13 protein-coding genes are annotated in these 17,099 nt (G+C 70.4%); 5 read left to right on the forward strand and 8 right to left on the reverse strand.

The window, feature by feature from the left end:
* Positions 1-15 precede the first annotated feature (15 nt).
* Positions 16-807, reverse strand: a complete 792-nt coding sequence (locus OHA99_RS36625) for a hypothetical protein (protein WP_319711493.1) — start codon at positions 805-807, stop codon at positions 16-18.
* A gap of 364 nt (positions 808-1,171) precedes the next feature.
* On the opposite strand from OHA99_RS36625, the gene OHA99_RS36630 reads away from it, so the two are divergent.
* Positions 1,172-1,861: a DNA-binding response regulator gene (locus OHA99_RS36630; protein WP_405699148.1), complete on the forward strand. Its 690-nt coding sequence runs from the start codon at positions 1,172-1,174 to the stop codon at positions 1,859-1,861.
* A gap of 34 nt (positions 1,862-1,895) precedes the next feature.
* On the opposite strand, the gene OHA99_RS36635 is transcribed toward OHA99_RS36630, so the two are convergent.
* Both OHA99_RS36635 and OHA99_RS36640 read right to left on the reverse strand, forming a co-directional pair.
* On the reverse strand, positions 1,896-3,305 hold the full coding sequence (locus OHA99_RS36635; protein WP_331727970.1) for an EsaB/YukD family protein: 1,410 nt from the start codon (positions 3,303-3,305) through the stop codon (positions 1,896-1,898).
* A gap of 95 nt (positions 3,306-3,400) precedes the next feature.
* Complete coding sequence (locus tag OHA99_RS36640) at positions 3,401-4,339, reverse strand: LamG domain-containing protein (RefSeq protein WP_405699151.1); 939 nt, start codon at positions 4,337-4,339, stop codon at positions 3,401-3,403.
* Positions 4,340-5,416: 1,077 nt separating this feature from the next.
* On the opposite strand from OHA99_RS36640, the gene OHA99_RS36645 reads away from it, so the two are divergent.
* Complete coding sequence (locus tag OHA99_RS36645; RefSeq protein ID WP_331727976.1) at positions 5,417-5,830, forward strand: WXG100 family type VII secretion target; 414 nt, start codon at positions 5,417-5,419, stop codon at positions 5,828-5,830.
* 18 nt (positions 5,831-5,848) lie between these two features.
* Positions 5,849-6,175: a WXG100 family type VII secretion target gene (locus tag OHA99_RS36650; protein ID WP_319123576.1), complete on the forward strand. Its 327-nt coding sequence runs from the start codon at positions 5,849-5,851 to the stop codon at positions 6,173-6,175.
* Between the two features lie 91 nt (positions 6,176-6,266).
* On the opposite strand, the gene eccCa is transcribed toward OHA99_RS36650, so the two are convergent.
* From eccCa to OHA99_RS36670, 4 genes are all read right to left on the reverse strand, one after another.
* Positions 6,267-10,220, reverse strand: coding sequence for a type VII secretion protein EccCa (eccCa, locus tag OHA99_RS36655; protein ID WP_405699154.1), 3,954 nt, complete (start codon positions 10,218-10,220; stop codon positions 6,267-6,269).
* A 275-nt stretch (positions 10,221-10,495) separates the two neighbouring features.
* On the reverse strand, positions 10,496-10,921 hold the full coding sequence (locus tag OHA99_RS36660) for a YbaB/EbfC family nucleoid-associated protein (protein WP_331727984.1): 426 nt from the start codon (positions 10,919-10,921) through the stop codon (positions 10,496-10,498).
* 102 nt (positions 10,922-11,023) lie between these two features.
* Positions 11,024-11,839 (reverse strand): SDR family NAD(P)-dependent oxidoreductase, encoded by an 816-nt coding sequence (locus tag OHA99_RS36665; RefSeq protein ID WP_331727986.1) that lies wholly within the window; start codon positions 11,837-11,839, stop codon positions 11,024-11,026.
* 49 nt (positions 11,840-11,888) lie between these two features.
* On the reverse strand, positions 11,889-13,895 hold the full coding sequence (locus tag OHA99_RS36670; protein WP_331727989.1) for a BTAD domain-containing putative transcriptional regulator: 2,007 nt from the start codon (positions 13,893-13,895) through the stop codon (positions 11,889-11,891).
* 756 nt (positions 13,896-14,651) lie between these two features.
* Here OHA99_RS36670 and OHA99_RS36675 point away from each other — a divergent pair.
* Entirely contained in the window at positions 14,652-15,314 is a 663-nt protein-coding gene (locus OHA99_RS36675; protein WP_331727992.1) for a LuxR C-terminal-related transcriptional regulator, read from the forward strand.
* A 23-nt stretch (positions 15,315-15,337) separates the two neighbouring features.
* Here OHA99_RS36675 and OHA99_RS36680 read toward each other — a convergent pair whose 3' ends face one another.
* On the reverse strand, positions 15,338-16,084 hold the full coding sequence (locus OHA99_RS36680) for a TetR/AcrR family transcriptional regulator (protein ID WP_331727995.1): 747 nt from the start codon (positions 16,082-16,084) through the stop codon (positions 15,338-15,340).
* Between the two features lie 178 nt (positions 16,085-16,262).
* Between OHA99_RS36680 and OHA99_RS36685 the strand changes: the two genes are divergently transcribed.
* Entirely contained in the window at positions 16,263-16,991 is a 729-nt protein-coding gene (locus tag OHA99_RS36685) for a DUF2306 domain-containing protein (protein ID WP_331727997.1), read from the forward strand.
* Positions 16,992-17,099 lie beyond the last annotated feature (108 nt).

Raw genomic sequence — 17,099 nt, forward strand, 5'->3', positions numbered from 1 at the left:
CTTCCTCCGGGAGACTCATACGGCATGACAGGTGATCTTCACCTGGGCCACGGCGACATGCGCGTCACGCGTGGCGGCGGTGTCCTTCGCGCCCGCGTTGACCAGCTTGACCGTCACGCGTCCGGTGCGGACCTTGAACGCGGGGCTCCTGACCCAGTGGCCCTGTTCGGAGACCTGCGCCACCCGGTAGCCGTCGAGCGGCTGATCGTTGGAGCCGTACGCGAAGTCGGACTGGTAGTAGTAGTAGTACGCGGGATCGCCGCCGACACGATCGCGCCGACTGTCCTTCGGCACATAGGTGTCCAGCCTGCACGACGCGCTGGTGAGGCTCCGGCTGAAGTCGAACTTCCACAGTGCGAAGCGGGAGTCGTCGTACGAGGTCTTGTCGCCCGACACCGGCATGGAGAGGTAGCCGCCGGTGCAACTGCCACCGCTGTAGCCACCGCGGGCCTGGGAGGTCCAGCCGGTCGTCTGGTCGCTGTTGGTTCCCGTGTAGTACCCGTACGCGGTGAAGGAACCGCCTCCTTCGGAGGCGCAGGACGGTCCGGCGACGGCCGTCCACTCACCGCCCGCGCCCACCCCGCCGCCGGTGGGCGCTGTGGTGGCTTCGGTGCGGGCTTCGACCTCGTCCGGCGTGGCGACGGCGGGGCCGCCCAGCACACCGTTGATCAGGGCGGCGATGGCGGCGGCGATCGTCATCGCACAACCGATCACCAGGATCCGCCGACTCGAACGGCCGGCGTCGCCGCTGGGGCGCACCGCGCGGTCGAAGGCGGTGGCGAACCCCTTCCAGTCTTCTTCGATCATGGTCGGGCGGCTCTTCTCCTCAATGGGCCGGCGGCGATGGGGTACGACGCTTCGGATCTACTCGTTGTTTCTCCTGCGTCCCCCTGGGGTCTTCCATGGGCGACCGAGTGGGCCCGGGAGGGCATCCGGGCGTGTGTGCCTGTCGCCCGCCAGGCGGCTGTACCTTCCGCGTAGCGCCAGCACCACTCTTCACGCGCCTTGGTCGCCCACTGCTGTGACCGCGGGTACGTTCGGCCCATGGACGGGTTGGTGCCCCTTCGGCCCGGACCGTGTCGGCACCGCCAACCACCCATCCCAGCAGCTGAGTCGCAGGAGAGTCATGTCTCATGTTCCGCAGGTCGTCGTCGTCGGGTGCCACAGTCTCGTGCGCCGCGGACTGGAAAGCTTGCTTTCCGCTTGTTCCGAGACGGAAGTTCTCGCCGTCTTCGCGGCGCCGCACCAGTGGACCCTGGCGCCCGACGTGCGCCCCGACGTCATCGTGACGGGTCGGGTCTCGGACCACCGGCACGAGTCCGTCGCGGGCACCGTTGCCACGCTGGCGCGGCACGGACGCGTGCTGGTGCTCGACGATCTCGTCGGCCGCGACGGGGTGACCGCGGTGCTGCGCGCCGGGGCACACGGTTGTCTGCCGGGCCGTGCCGCGGACGACGAAGTGCTCGGCGCCGTTGCCACGGTGGCCGGGGGCGGCATCCACATCTCGCCGGTGCTCGCCACTCTCCTGCACACCGAGCTCCGTGCCCGCGACGGTGCCGCGCCCCCGTTGCTCGCCCGCAGGGAGCTGGAGACCCTGCGCTGGATCGCCGCGGGTCTCACACACGGTCAGATCGCCCGCCGGATGTCTCTGACCGAGGCCACGGTCAACACGTACGTCAAGCGCATCAGGAGCAAACTCGCCGTGGGAAACAAGGCCGATCTGACCCGCAAGGCCATAGAACTCGGCCTGCTGCAGCGCGAACCGGACACTCTCGGAACGCGTCCGGATCCTGGGAGCCTCCGATTGCCGGTCGTGAACGGGAACGGTCATCCTCCGCTCCGCGTTCCGACGGCGGAGTGAGGGCTCTTCCCCGTGGCACGTCGTTGGTGCCCTGTCACAGCCGCTGCCCGAGTTCGATGAACCATCCGTAGACTCCGAAGACCGCCACGGCCAGGCCCACGGCGGTACCGGCCAGCAGCGAGGACACGGTGCCGAGCCACCGGGAACGTGGCCGGGGCGGCACCTCGACGCGCCGCATCAGGTGACGGAATCCGTAGGCCAGGAGAGCCGCAGCCGCGAGCCCGACGCCGGCCGGAGCGGTCCACTCGGCCGGGCCGGACCGGTCGCCCCCGACGAGCGCCAGTGTGAACAACCCGACAGCACCCGCCACTCCAGCGGGTACCACCTCGGCCGCCAGACGGGCACCTCCGGCCCGCAGCAGCAGCGCCAGTGAGAGACATCCGGCGAGCGCCGCGGCGGACACCGAATCGGACGCCGCCAGCGGAACCAGGGCGGCCACGAGCACCGCGGAGAGTACACAGGTCCACACGACCAGTGCGGTGGTCGCGGTGCGTACCGCCGCGGCCAGCACACCCTCGTCGTCACGCTCCTCCTCGGGGTCCCGGCGAGCCTCGGCCCTACGGCAGGAGAAGGCCACCAGACGGCTCACCCACGGTGGTGCGAGCGTCAGAAGCACGAACGCGGTCACCGCCACGACGGCGGCGGCCTGTGTCCCGTCCGCGCCGATCACGGCGACGAAGGCCGCCGCGACAGCCGCGGCCGCCACGGCCGCCAGTACGACCGCGGTGGTCACACCCGACACGGCCACCTGGGCCAGCAGCGCCCCGGCCAGCGCGCCCACGGCCAGGCCGGCGACGCCGAAGCCGCCGCGGGAGGCGTGGCCGGCCGCTCCGCCCGTCCCCTCCGCCCAGAGCCCGGCGCCCGGCGCCCATCCCGCCAGGGCCATGAGCGGCACGGCTGCGAGCCCGAGGGCCTCACGCAGCGGCCGGGGAACCGGCCACTTCCGCTCGCCGGCGACCCAGGCCAGCGCTGCCAGGACGACACCGGCCAAGGCCGATACCTCGGTGCGCACGACGGTGCTGAGCTGTCCGCGGACCTGTAGCACCACCAGGAGCGCGACCAGCCAGCCGAGTCCCGTCAGCATGACGGCAAGGACACGGGCCCGGGGGTTCCACAGCCGTTCGAAGAGCCCCTCGGTGACCTCCTCGACCTCTTCGGTTACGTCGTGGACGGCGGGTTCCTCGAACTCGTCGGCGACGACGTCGCGCAGGTGCAGGATCTGCCCGTCGACGACGCCCAGTTCGAAGAGCGTCCGCTCCGGGGCGAAGGGCTCACCGACTGGCGGTCCCAACGACCATGCCGGAGGCATGGAATGACCGGTGATGCGTTCACCGCACAGATCGGCGAGAGTGCCGGCGTACGTCGTGATCGACGCGTGTACGGGCAGTGCCAGATCCACTTGGCGCCGCCCGCCCACGACGGTGATCCGGCAGTCTTCATCCACGGTGACGCGTCCTCGGGTCCGCACTCGATGCCTTCCCGGATTGTTCCGACCCCCGGGTGCGGACGCCAGTACCCCGTTCTGGGGTCACCGGGCAGTCACAGCGCCTTGACCTGCGCCTCGGTGAGAGCCACCGGGTAGGCGGCGACGTCGTTGATCTGGCCGGGCCACCAGTTGGCGTAACCGCCGGCGGCCTTGGCCCGGCCGATCACCAAGGGCCCGTTGCTGCCGTAGGGGGAGGGGTCGTAGGTGGTTCCCTCGTGTCGGCCGTTCACGTAGAGCAGGACCCGGTTGCTGGCCGCGTCGAACACGCCCACGAGATGCGTCCAGGTGTTGAGTTCCGGCGCGTCCGCGGACACGGCCCGTACCGGTTTGGCGCCGACCTTGTCGGTCAGGACCCGGGCGAAGGCCCAGCGGTGCTCCTCCTCGGAGTACTCCAGGTAGAAGGAACTGTTGTTGACGCTGTCCTGGCTGACCGCCGTGTACAGGGCGCCGGTCTTGTTCAGGTAGACCCAGGCCGAGATGGTGAAGCTGCTGCCGGCCCTGGTGTCGAGTACCGGTCCGCCGGTGTAGGCCTGGCTGTCCCTGCCGTTGAACACGGCGGAGCCGCCGTGGCCCGATCCCTTCGTCACGTTCTGCAGGAGCAGGGGGTTGGCGTTCTGCTCGTCCGCGCCCAGGTCCTGGCGACCGGAGCCCAGCTTCCACGAGGAGACCGGGACCGGTCCGGCCGGCTTCTCCGGCCGGCGGGGCGGCGGCGTCTTGGCAGGCGGCGGCGCCTGCATGACGGGAGGTTGCGCCGCCCGCCGCGGCGGGGCGGGCGGCGCGGACTTCTTCGACGGCTTCGCCGTGACGCGTTCGGCGGAATCCAGGTCCCCCTGCACGGTGGGCCCCGGAGAGGCGCTTGCCGATGGGCCGGTCACCTGCTCCTCGTGCGAGGCGCGCGCGGGCTTCTCGGCGTGCCAGTTCACGGTGGAGGCGACAGCGATGAGAGCGCCGATCAGCAGGACCCAGACAGCGGTGAGGACGGACGTGCTCATGGCCGGCAGCAGGCGGCGCCGGCGCCCGGGCCGGTCACCGGCGCTTGTGGATCCGGGGCGGCCGGCGCCCACCGACGCCGCGGTCCGTGGCGCACTCCTGTCACCGTCGTCGCGGTCCTCGCCGGTCCCGGGCGTGCTCCCGGTACGGCCGGCCTCCGCCGTGCCGTCGGCCTCAGGGGCGGTGCCGGCCGAGCCGGCACCGGTGGATTCACCGTCACCACCGCCTATGACATCGGCCCGTACCATGCCGCCGATCCCGCTGCTGCCGTCGACCGGGCTTCCGGCCTCGGGTTCACCGCCTTCCCGCTCGGCGCGGGACCCCCCGTCCGCAGTGCCGTCGGCAGGCTGCGGCGACCACTGGCGTCGCCGGAGCGAGCCGCGGCCCGGTGACCCGGGCCGGGGGGGCCTGGGAGCGTCCGGCCCGGGCAGCACCGGATCCCGGACGTCGGCGCCGTCCGTACCGGCTTCACCCGGATCGTCCGGCTGTGTTCGTGCCACGTCTGCCTCCTGGTAACTGATGGGGAAACTGGTTGCGGAAATCGCCCCGACCGGCCGGTACACACCGTCTGCTCTCGGTTCGGGCGACACATGGGACGTAGGGCGGCGTCGATTCAACACGTCGGTGGGCCGCGTCAGTTCGTGGAGAATACCGGTCGCCTCCGGCACGAAGGTTGCGGGCGCCATGTCCCGAGGACGACCCCGCGTCAGGAACGTGGGACCGGCTGCCGTTTCGCTCGCCTTGCGGCTACGGTGGTACCGGCACCGGCCGTGCAGGGCCTGGGCCAGTGGCCGCCTGCGCGCGGACCGGGCCCCGCGACACCGCCCCACCGGGCCGTGCCGCCCCGGTTCGCCGTTCCCGCGGTCCGCGGTGAAGCGCGCCGTTCCACATTCGCACGCATGCCGGCCCCGAAGCAGAGCGCGCCCGGCCAGGTTCCTCCCGGGCCTGCCCACGTGTGCGGATTCTCCCGCCCGCTCGACAACGTGGTTGGCGGCGGAACACAACCGGAAGGGACCTGGAGACGTGATCCTGCAGATGCCACTGCTCAGCACCATCTCACCGGACACCGGAGGTGCGGCATGACGACGCCGGCCGACTACCCGAAGGTCGACTACGCGCCGATCGGCGGACAGCCCGACGGGTTTACCAACGTGGGCGGTGTGAACTACCGGGTCTCCCCCGAGTACGTGGCCCAGGCCGCCTCCGACACGGTGAACACGGCCGAGCAGATCCGCGGGCAGCTGGCCGAGCTCATGGTGTTCGTCACGTCCCTCGAGCAGGTGTGGGGCGGCATCGCCCAGCAGCAGTTCAACATCCTCATGCAGGACTACCGCATCTACTCGGACATGCTGCACAACGCCCTGACCGGCATCGCCGGCGGCCTGCGGGGCACCTACGTGAACTACGTCGAGTCTGAACAGCAGAACCTGCACAACCTCGAAGCGCTCGGAGAGGACATTCCGCGTCCTTCGACCGGCACGAACTTCGACTGATTCAGAAAGGCCAGATCCATGCCCGAATTCGATGCGGTCGCCAGCGGTTCGTCCATCTACGTCAACGAAGGTCTGAGCGGGGCCGGCAACGCGATCAACGCCATGGCCGGCACGATGGCGGAAGAGCTCCACCTGCTCAAGGGCAAGCTCGGCCCGCTCCAGGCCGAGTGGAGCGAGAGCCAGGCGGCGACGTACTACCAGGACATGCAGAATGAGTGGGACATCGCCGCGAACGGTCTGTTCGGTCCCGACGGAGTGCTGGGGCGGATCGCCCACGCCATGAACGTCAACTGGGGCAACTACTCCGACGCCGAGTGGTCCAACGTGGCGACCTGGCGTCACTGACCGTTCTCCGGCCCGAAGGTGGACACCGGTCCCCGCCGTCGACGGCGGGGCCGGCGTTCTCACGTGGAGCCGCGGGGCCGGGGTCGTGGCGTCACTGTTCGAGGGCCAGCTGGACCAGGGCGTTCGGGGCGTTGCGGCGTACCAGCACACCACGGCCGGGCGGAAGCCTGCGGGCGCGCACGTCGCCGAGCACCACGCCCTCGCGACGGTCTCCGGAGAGCACCAGCCCGTCCGTGCCCATCTCGCGGACCCGGTTCAGCATCGTCTCGGACATCTGGCCCCGTTGCAGCCCGGCGACTCGGCGGGCCGCCACCACATGGAACCCCAGCTCCCTGGCCTGGGGCAGGTAGTCGACCAGCGGTGCCAGCGGCGAGGGCCGAGCGTTGGACACGAGGTCGAAGTCGTCCACCACCAGGATGAGTTCGGGCCCTTCCCACCAACTGCGGTCCTTGAGCTGCTGCACCGTCACGTCCGAGGGCGGCATGCGCTCGGCAAGCTTGTCCGCCAGGGCCCGGGCGTAGTCCGCCGCAGGGGCGGGAGCGCCGGCGTAGGCGCCGAGGTATTCGTCCGGCACCACACCGAGCAGCGAACGCCGGTAGTCGACGACCACGAACCGTATCTCGAACGCCGAACGCCGGGCCATCAGTCCCCTCATCCAGGTGCGCAGGAACTCCGTCTTGCCCGATCCCGAGTCGCCGTACACCAGGAAGTGCGGGTCGCTCTCGGTGAGGTTGACATAGACCGGGCGCAGATCGTGCTCGGCGACGCCGACCGGAACGCCGGAGGACGGGTGCGCCCCGGACGTGTCGAGTTCGGCCACGGTCAGCCGTTCGGGCAGCATTCGGATCGGTGGGGCGACCCGGCCCTGCCAGGCGCCGGCGAGCTTGCCGAGGGCGTCGGCCTGTGCGTCGGCCAGTCCGTCCATGCCGGCCGTCCCGTCCAGCCGTGGCAGCGCCACGTGGTAGACGGCTCCCGGCGGGGCCAGGCCGCGGCCCGGCGGCAACTCGCCCAGTGCCCGCGCCGCCGCACGGTTCACCTCGGACTCCGAGGGATCGTTGAGCCGCAGCTCCAACCGTCCGGAGACGCTGTCCCGAAGTGTCATCCGCACGTCGCCCCAGCGATTGGCGGTCATCACCAGATGCACACCCACACCCAGGCCGCGGTTGGCGATGTCCAGCACCTCGGCGTCGATGTCCTCCATCTCACCGCGCGTCGCACCCCAGTTGTCGACCAGCAGGAAGACGTCGGCCGAACGCAACCCCTCGGGCAGCCCGCCCTCGGCGCGCCGCTTACGGAACTCGGTCATCGAGTCGATGCCGTGGTGCCGGAAGGCGAACTCGCGTTCCGTGATGAGCTGCCGGATCTCGGCCAGGATGCGCCTCGCCTGGGCGAGATCATGCCGTCCGGCCACGCCGCTGACGTGCGGCCCGCGTTCGAAGGCCGCCAGTGTGCCGCCGCCGAAGTCCAGGCAGGCGAACTGCGCCTCGTCCGGCGTGTGGGTGAGCATCGCCGACAGCATCAGCGTCCGCAGCATCGTGCTCTTGCCCGACTGCGGTGCGCCGACCACCAGGAGGTGTCCCGCCTGCACGAAGTCCGGCACCAGTGGCTGCTGGCGTTGCTGGAGCGGGATGTCCACCACGCCGATGGGGAAGCGCAGCTGCCCGGTGTGGGGCCACCACTCGGCCGTGAGACCACGGCCGGGGTGGTCGGCCAGGGGCCCGGTCAGGTCGTCCAACGAAAGCGCGGCGGGCAGTGGTGGCAGCCACACCTGGTGCACTGCCTGGGTGAGGGTGGCCAGACGGTCGGCGATGATCCGCATCTCGGAGGGGCCCGACAGAAGTGGACTCGGGCCCTTCTGCTCGGGCTCCGCGCGCGGGCCCGCGTCCGGGTCGGGCGCCACCCGGAGGCCGAAGGGCACGGGGTCGGCGGCGGCCGAACCGCCCGCGGTCAGTTCCGCTGACGACTGGTGGGGCCCCGACACGTGTGCGACGCGGAAGCGCTCGTACACCGCGTCGGTCACCTTCAGATACGCCGAGCCGGGGATCGGGGGAAGTTTGTAGGCGTCCGGGGTCCCGATGACCACCCGGGACTCGGCCGCGGAGAAGGTACGCAGACAGATCCGGTAGGACAGGTTCGCGTCGAGGCCGCGGAGCTTGCCTTCCTCCAGCCGCTGGGTGGCCAGCAGCAGGTGCATGCCCAGGCTGCGGCCGACCCGGCCGATCTGCACGAACAGCTCGATGAACTCGGGCCTGCTGGACAGAAGTTCACCGAACTCGTCGACGATGACGAGCAGGTAGGGAAGAGGCGGCAGCGGGCGCCCGTCCGGCCCCTTCTGCCCGGCCGCGCGACGCAGTTGGTACTCGCGGACGTTGTCGATGTCGCCCGCGTCGCGCAGGGCGCGCTGCCGCCGCTGCTGCTCGCCCTCCAGCGCGTCGCGCACCCGGTCCACGAGGGCCAGGTCACCGATGAGGTTGGTGATCATTCCGGCCACGTGCGGGAGCTCGGTGAGGCCGGCGAACGTCGCGCCGCCCTTGAAGTCCACCAGAACAAAGCTGAGTTGCTCAGGAGAGTGGGTGGCGGCCAGCCCGGTGACCAGGGTGCGCAGCAGTTCGCTCTTGCCGGAACCGGTGGCACCGACGACCAGTCCGTGCGGGCCCATACCTCCCTGAGCCGCTTCCTTGATGTCAAGGAGCAGCGGCTGCCCCTCCGCGTCGAACCCGATGGGGATGCGCAGCGTGTCGGCGTCGTCCGCAGCGGTCCACAGCTGCTCCGGGTCGAAGGAGTCCAGGTCGCCGATGCCCAGCATGCGCGGCAGCGACATGACCTGGGCGAGGATCTCCTCACCCTCGACGGACAGGCGCAGCGGCGCCAGTTCCCGTGCGGTGGCCTCGCACAGCAGTGGTTCAGGAAACTCCGCCAGCACGTTGGTGACCTGATGCTCCGAGGTTCCGCCCGGCGCGGCCTGCCGTCCCTCGACGGTGAGGGCGCCGCTGCCGGTGACCCGGATCCGCACGTCGGCGCGGGTTGGTTCGTTGTTCTCCCGCTCGATCACGCAGACCACACTGAGGGCACTGCGGGGTCCGGCGACCTCGAACAGTTCGGCCAGCAGTGGTGAGCGAGCCCAGTCCGCCCTCGGGTCGTAGCCGTCGATCACCACCACGAGCCGCCGCCGAGTGTCCGGAGCGTCCCGGTCCAGCGGGCCCCGACGGCCCATGGACTGCTCCACCACTCGGTCCAGCACGGTGCGCAGATGGTCGGCGATGTTGTCGAATTCCTTCGCGACCAGCGGCACCACGCCCGCCGGGCCCGTGGCGTCGGGTTCATGGGTGTGCGGCAGCCACTTCGCCCATTCCCAGTCTCCGTCGCCGCTGACAACCGCCAGGCCCACGTCGTCGGGAGCGTGCAGTACACCGACCTGGCAGACCATGGCCCGCGCGACGCCGCGGGCCACCTCCGCCGGGCCGAGCACGGTGACCACACCGGCGCGGGCCAGATCCACCACCGCCGGCTGGTTGCCCACGGTGGACATCGACTTCATCAGCCGGTCGGCCGCGGCCTTGGCATCCGGGTCGTACTCCACCGTCGGGTCGTTGCGGGTGGCCAGCCGGATCGGGCTGGACAGCGAGGCCGTACCCACACCCACGCACACGCTGAGGAAGTCGGGGTCCCCGACCCGGCGTTCCCACACCCGGCGGCGTTGTGCGGCGATGGACCACAGCCGGTAGGGCGAGGGATGGGTGAAGGCCGCGGCGGCCCGCTGGTTCTCGGCCACCTGACGCGCCATGGCCCGAATCTCGGAGAGGTGCGTCATGTAGCGTTCGCGTGCCCGCAGCCGCTGGGTACGGTTGCTGCGGCGCATCTGCATCCGGATGCCGAAGGTCACACCGATCGACATCACGACGAAGAGGATGCCCAGCAGGATGAGTGTCCGCCGCCCGCCGGACATCAGATAGGCGGCCATGCTGATGCTCGACAGCAGAGGCATCATCATGACGAGCCAGTTGGTCGGATCCTTGCCGACCGGCTGGGGCGGCGCTGCCAGCACGACCGGCTCCGTCGGGAGCTGAGGCGGCAGGATCCGGGCAGGGCGGTGGAAAACGATGCGAGACATCAACGCTCTTCGTCGATCGCGGCGTACTGCCATGGCGGGGGCGGCGGTGACGGCCGAGGCGAACACCGGCTCCTCGGTCACACGCTAGGAGAGCGCGCGTACTGCGGGTAGCCCCCGTTCGCGCGCAGAGCAGGTCCCTGATAGGGGACGCTGCCGTCGCGGCGGAATCGGGTCCGGAGCCGAAGACTCAGCCCCGGACCCGCGTCGGGCTACCGCTGACGACGCGTGGGCCGAGCGGCCGACGGCCTCTCGCGCCGGGAGGGGAACACCGGGGTCACGCCCGGCCCGGCGTCCGACGTGCTCCTGTGCAACCGGTCGACGATGCCGCCGATACTGTCCGTGACGTCCGTCATATGCTTCAACCGTTCCTTGGCCACCGCAAGATGGGCGCCGTCGACCGCGGCGATGATCATGTCTGTCAGGGTTTCGGGATCGGCGGGGTCGATCACCGACGGGTCCATGCGCAACGCCACGAGGCGCCCTTCGCCCGAGACCGTGGCGGTCACCAGGCCGCCGCCACCGTGCCCCACGGCCTCCACGGCCGCCATGTCGGCCTGCACCTCGGAGAGTCGGTCCTGCATCTGTTGGGCCTGGACGGCCAACGAGGTGAAATCGACGGATTCCCGCTCGGGCATGTCGTGCTCCTTGGAGAGATCGGAAGGTGGTGAACGTCGAGGTGACGGTGCGGGCGCTCGACGCGGTGCGAGAGTTCCGGACACCGCGCCGGCCACGACGGTTCATGGTGCGAGACCCAGGAGCCCGGCGCTGCGGTCCCACAGTTCGGAGGCGACGGGAGGGACGTTGACCGCCCGCAGGCGCCTCTTCTCGTAGTAGCCGCCGGAGACCCAGTGTCGGCCGGGTTCGGACGTGGCCAGCCACAGCATCTGCCCGGCTGCCTTGGCGGGTGACTGGAAGAAGAGCCCGGGAACAGGCGACCTGAACAGCGTGCCCACCGGGCTCCGGCTGCTCCGAGCGAAGCCCGAGGCCGCACCCCCCGGGTGGAAGGCCGCTGCGGACAGCCCTCGGGAGTGGTACCTGCGATGGAGCTCCTGGGTGAAGAGGATGAGTTCCATCTTCGCGTTGCCGTAGGCCCGCACCGGGGAGTACCGGCGGGAGTTGTCGAGGTCGTCCAGCTCGACCCGGGAGGAGAGCCGGGCCGCGTTGCTCGATGTCTGGATGACGGACGCACCGCCGGCGAGTAGGGGGTCCATGAGGAGCGTGGTCAGGAGGAAGTGGGCGAGATAGTTGACCTGGAACGACTCCTCGAACCCGTCGCCCGTGACGGTGCGTTCACCCAGGATCGCTCCCGCGTTGTTCACCAGGACGTCGATGCGACGGTGACGAGCGGCGATTTTCGCGGCAAGGGCGCGCACATCGCCCAGGGAGGCGAAGTCCGCCGTGAAGTGTTCCGTTCTCAACTCCTCCGCCGCCGCACGAGTCTTGTGCGGTGATCGTCCGACCATGACCACCCGGTGCCCCTCGCGCAGCAGTTGACGGGCGGCAGCCAGGCCGATTCCGTCGCTGGCACCGGTGATGACGATGGTTTTGGACACGTTCCAGTCCTTCGGTCGGTTTCGGACGGCGCGCGGCCGACGTGCCGGATCATCTGATCGCGCGGACATCGTCGGTGCGGCGGGCGGCGGAGCGTTGATGAGGGCCTGCCCGCCCCGTGGGAGCCAGGGCCCGGGCTGGTGCCATCGGACCGGCCGCGCGCAGATGACCGGCCAGGCGCACCTGGTCGGGGTCTCTGCCACCGATCAGCTCCCGGGCGATCGCGGCATGGAACAAATGCCTGGACGAGGTGGCCAGCGTGTCGAGCAGCACGTCGTGGACGAGGCAGGGCAGACGGTAGTGGCCTCCGGCAGCGGCTGCGGAGTCCGTGTCCCAGACGACGAGCCTGCGGGCGGCCGAGTCGTCGACCTGACGCAGGACCTGTTCATGGGTCAGCCGCTGCACTCCGGCGAGCAGGGTGATGTCGAGCCGTCCCCCGTCGACGGCGGCGTACATCAGCGTTGTCCGGGTCGGCGCCGGCAGTTCGGTCAGCCGTGCGTGGACGACGCTGCGGACCGCGTCCGGCACCAGCGCACACGGGCCGGTGCGCTGTGCAGGCGGCAGTTTCAGCAACTCGCCGAGGACGAACGGATTGCCCTCGCTGCGCCGGTGCAGTTCGTCGGTTTCGGCCGGGGAAGCGCGTTCGCCGCGTGCCGCGAGGATGCCCGCCACGTCGTCGGTGCCGAGCGCGTCCAACCGTAGCCAGGCCGTGCCCAGGCGGGCCAGTTCTGCGAGCAGGCCGCTGACCGCTGGGGACTGTGTGTCGCGCAGGGCGCACACCACGACCACCGGTACGTTCCGCAGCAGGCGGGCGAGTAGGCGCAACTGGTCGTGGACGTCACTGGACGCCCAGTCCAGGTCGTCGACGACACAGAGTGTGGGCCGCTGTGCGATCTGCCGGACGAGCGTGGTGAGGACGTCCTCACCGCCTCCGTCCGGCATGTCGGCGTCCTCACCGGACCCGCGCAGCCCGTCGGCGAGCTGGGTGACCGCGCAGCGCAGGGTCACGGTCTTGCCGCGGCTCAGAGCGTGCCCTCCGCTCGCCCGGGTGACGGCGAATCCGGCCTTGTCGGCCTGTGCGGCGAACTCGTCCAGCAGGCGGGTCTTGCCCGACCCGGGTACGCCCGAGACCACGGCCCACCGGGACTGCCCGGCCGTCGCCTCACCCAGCAGGGTCTGGAGCCGCGCCGTCTCCTGCGACCGGCCTACGAGCGGATTCCTGGCCACGGGCGGGGCGCCGGACAGCGTCGTGGACGTCCGTGGCGACCGGGGGAGCCCGAGCGCGGCGGTGTCGTGCCGCAGAACGGCCATGTGCAGGTCGCGCAGGCCAGGACTCGGGTCCAGACCCAGCTCCCGGGCGAGCATGGTGCGAAACCGGTCGTACTGGCGCAGCGCCTCCACGGGCCGTCCAGCGGCGTAGAGGGCACGCATGAGCAGGGACCAGGAGACCTCGCGCAGCGGAGCGCCGACCGTCAGCTGCTCGGCGACGCTCACGGCGGGCACGAGGTCGCCCTGCGCGATGAGGATTGCTGCCAGCAGCTCTCGGGCGTCCTGGCGTGCTGCGTTGAGGCGTGCGCCTTCGCGCAGCGCGAAGGGCTCCTCGGCGGCTTCGCCGAGGGCAGGCCCGCGCCACAGGCCGAGGGCCGCGTCGATCTCGGCGCGGGCCAGGGGAAGTTGCTCCCGTGAGTAGGCCTCACGGGCCCGGAGCACGTGCGCCTCGAACGTGGTGGTGTCCCGAGCCTCCCTCGGTACGGCCAGCGCGTAGCCGGCGGCGCCACTGACCAGTACGGACGACCTGCTCTTGCGGTCCGGGTCCAGAACCGACCGCAGCCGGCTGACGTGGGCGCGGATGGACGACACCGCCGCGGTGGGCTGCTCTTCCCCCCAGAGGGAGTGGCAGAGCTCGGTGAGGGAAACGGGCCGGCCGTCCTCGATGAGGAGGCGGGTGAGCAGGAGCCGGCGTTGCCGCGGTCCCAGATCGAGGGACGTACGGCCGTGCCGGACCACGACGGGGCCCAGCATGCCGTACCACATCGGGTGGTCGTCTATCGCGTTCACCGGGTCAGCTCACTTCCCGCTGACACCGTGCGGAGCGGGCCCGGGTGAGTGTCGTGCCCGGGAGCCGAATCCCGGGACATCCAGTGGTGTGTCATCAAGACCCCTGTAGCGACTTGTGGGAAGGCAGGAGTGGTAGGAGGAGCGGCGTCGTGCGCACGCCGGGCGTCGCCCGCGACCGGACAACGATGTCTCGCGCCCGGTACCCCGGCCGCTGACCGACCGGTACTTCGGGCGACACGGATAGCTCGTACGCACGACCGCTCACACAAGGTCTACGCAACGCGGTGCGGTTACGTTGAAAGGATGTCCGCGAGCGGCCGAACCGCGCTCTCGTGATGCCGTGACCGGCGCCTCGCCGTGATCACCATGCCCCGGGCCTTCCTTCTGCTGATGGATGCCGCCGACTCGAACCGGCTTGATCACCAACATAGGAACGGGACGCAACGGCCGCGATGAAGCCGTCGGGCCAATCAGAGGTACAGCCTGCGCTACCTGGTGACTGCGCCCCCTATGCACAAGGGGGAGAGGGCGCAGCCGGACAGCCGGCTCGCAACGGGGGGAAACGAACCGGCTGTTGTGACGACAGCCTTCTCATGCCTTCGGTCCGGCTGAACCGTCGTCAAGATCGTAGTAGTGGTGGATTGTCGCTTTCTTGTCGGCGAACTCCGTGTTCCCCGAGGTGGGGTGAGGATGAGAGGACCCCCGCGAGCGCCCCGCGCGTCGCCCGGAAGAAGACGGACCCTGGACGGAGTCACCATGACGCCCCCCGCACCCAACCCGCCCTCACCGGCGCCGGACCGCGTACCCGTCGTGATCCATGCCGAAGACCCCCTGCTGCGGGCGGGAATCGTGCACCGCTTGGCCCCGTGTCCCACCGTCCGGCTGGTCGGCGAAGAGGACGGTCGGCGCGACGCGGTCGCCGTGTTCCCGGTCGACACTCCCGATGCAGCGGTCAAGGCACGGTTGCGTGCGTGCGCGCAGGTCGAGGCGGGCCGCGCCGTGCTGGTGACCCGCGGCCTGAAGGACGCGGACTTCCTCGACGTGATGGGTGCGGGCGTCCGTGTCGTCGTGCGCAGCCACGACGCCGGGCCGGACCGACTCGCCCGCGCGGTCACGGCGGCGGCGGCCGGTCACGGCGACCTGTCCGGCGACCTGGTCGGCCGGCTGCTGGCCCTCGCGGTGTCCGTGCGCCGCACCGCGGCCGGGCGGGCCACCGCCGGACCGGTGGGCCCTCCCTCACCGCGCGAGCTGACCGTGCTGCGCCACGTCGCCGAGGGACTGAGCAACAAGGAGATCGCGGAACGCCTGGCGTGCTCCGAGGGAGCCGTCAAGCGGTCCCTGCGTCAGGCCATGGACCGCTGGGGTGTGCGCCGCCGGGAACACGCCATGGCCTACGCGATACAGGCGGGACACATATGACCGGGCGGTGCGCCGGGGTGTCGTCACCGCGTGGTGACGTCGGCCGGAATACGGCGGCGGACGTCCTGGATCATGGCCAGCATCGCCAGGCGGAACATCTCGGCCTGATGGGGGCCGACGAAGGACGTGTGCCCGAACACCTCGAGCACGACCAGGCCGTGCATCTGCCCCCAGGCGCTGATCAGGATGGGCACCGCGGGGGACGGCAGTCCGCCGAGTGCGTTCGGGGACAGGAACTCCTTCAGGTGCCGCTCGAGGGCGGGGGAGAGTGCGGTGGTGTCCGCGGCGGCGAGCTGCTCCATGGTGAATCCCCTGAACAGCTCGTTCTGGAACGTCCCGCTCATCCGGCGGACCGCCCGGGTGCTGGAGCCCTCCGCCGGCGCGGCGTAGTGGCGCAGGGGTGCCCCGTAGATGAGCTGGAACCGCTCGGGATGGTCGACCCCCCACTGGCGGTACCTTTCGGCGGCGATCACCATCCGCGGCGGATCGGAGTCCTCCGGCGCCGCGTCGACCGCTTCCTGCACGGCGTCGGCCAGGTCCCCGTACGCCTTGGTGACGAGCGCGGTGATGAGCTCGTCCCGGCTCGGGAAGTAGTGGTAGAGCGCCTGCACGGTCATCCCGAGACTCCGGGCGACCGCCCGCAGAGACAGCGCGGCCGGTCCGTTCTCGGCGATCTGGTCCTCGGCGGCGGCCAGGATCTCCTGGACGGCGACGGCCCACCGCCGCTCACGCAGGGACAGTGGGGCACCGGCTGATTCGTCTCCGTTCATGACTCAGACCGTACGACGGACGCCTCACGACGACAAGATGGTCGAAGAGTGGTAAATCAACCTAACACTGTCAAATAAAATTAGTGCTGCCAATTCAGTTGGATCCCTGTCTACCGTGAGTACGGCGCACCAGCCACCCCAAGTCCCCCCAACCAGGCACGAATTCGGGAGTCCCCCCATGTCCACAGCCAGGATCACGTCGAAGCGCCGGTCGCCGAGCTACGGCTGGTGGCTGCTCGCCGTTCTGGCGGTCGGAACCGCCGCGTACAGCGTCCCCGTCTACCTGACCGGCAACGAGTCGCAGAGCAAGATCCCGCTGAATCCGGACGTGGCCCTGCATTACCTGATCCTCGGCATCCACGCCCTGCCCGGGGGGCTGCTGCTGGCGCTCGGACCGATCCAGTTCGTCCCGGCCTGGCGGAACAAGTACCGCAAGATGCACCGGGTCCTGGGACGCGTCTACATGGTCAGCATGGTCATCGCGTCCGTGGCCGCCCTCTTCGCGGCGACGTTCTCCGAGGACGGTTTCCCCGCACAGGTCGGCTTCTACATCCTCACGGCGGCCTGGCTGTACTCCATGGTCCAGGCCTACCGGACGATCAGGAAGGGCCAGGTCCAGCTCCACCGCATCTGGATGATCAGGAACTACGCGCTCTCGTTCGCCGCCGTCGTGCTCCGCGTGTTCCTCCTGATCGGACTCGCCCTCCGGTCGCAGTTCGACTGGCTGTCCTTCGAGGACGTCTACACGACGTCCGTGTGGGGCTCGATCCTCATCAGCGCCGGCGTCGCCGAATGGTTCATCGTCCAGCGCACGCTCAAGCCCCTCGCCCGCAGCCGCAAGCGCCCCACGGACGCCCAGGAGCAGACGGGCGGGAAGATCGGCACGGAGGAGCCCGCAGCCGTGTGACGGCCTCAATCGTGGCGGCCGGTGACAACATGTCACCGGCCGCCACGTCGTGTCGGGGCGGCCGGTCGGCGCAGGGTCCGCGCCCGGGGCGAGCAGTGAGTCTCGACG

Origin of the sequence: Streptomyces coelicoflavus (assembly GCF_045041415.1) — a bacterium.
GTDB classification, from domain to species: Bacteria; Actinomycetota; Actinomycetes; order Streptomycetales; family Streptomycetaceae; genus Streptomyces; species Streptomyces coelicoflavus.

Excerpts from the sequence above, each read along its gene's own strand:
- OHA99_RS36625 (WP_319711493.1), bottom strand. The coding sequence starts at position 807 with ATGATCGAAGAAGACTGGAAGGGGTTCGCCACCGCCTTCGACCGCGCG.
- OHA99_RS36640 (WP_405699151.1), bottom strand. The coding sequence starts at position 4,339 with ATGAGCACGTCCGTCCTCACCGCTGTCTGGGTCCTGCTGATCGGCGCT.
- OHA99_RS36645 (WP_331727976.1), top strand. The coding sequence starts at position 5,417 with ATGACGACGCCGGCCGACTACCCGAAGGTCGACTACGCGCCGATCGGC.
- OHA99_RS36650 (WP_319123576.1), top strand. The coding sequence starts at position 5,849 with ATGCCCGAATTCGATGCGGTCGCCAGCGGTTCGTCCATCTACGTCAAC.
- OHA99_RS36660 (WP_331727984.1), bottom strand. The coding sequence starts at position 10,921 with ATGCCCGAGCGGGAATCCGTCGATTTCACCTCGTTGGCCGTCCAGGCC.
- OHA99_RS36675 (WP_331727992.1), top strand. The coding sequence starts at position 14,652 with ATGACGCCCCCCGCACCCAACCCGCCCTCACCGGCGCCGGACCGCGTA.
- OHA99_RS36680 (WP_331727995.1), bottom strand. The coding sequence starts at position 16,084 with ATGAACGGAGACGAATCAGCCGGTGCCCCACTGTCCCTGCGTGAGCGG.
- OHA99_RS36685 (WP_331727997.1), top strand. The coding sequence starts at position 16,263 with ATGTCCACAGCCAGGATCACGTCGAAGCGCCGGTCGCCGAGCTACGGC.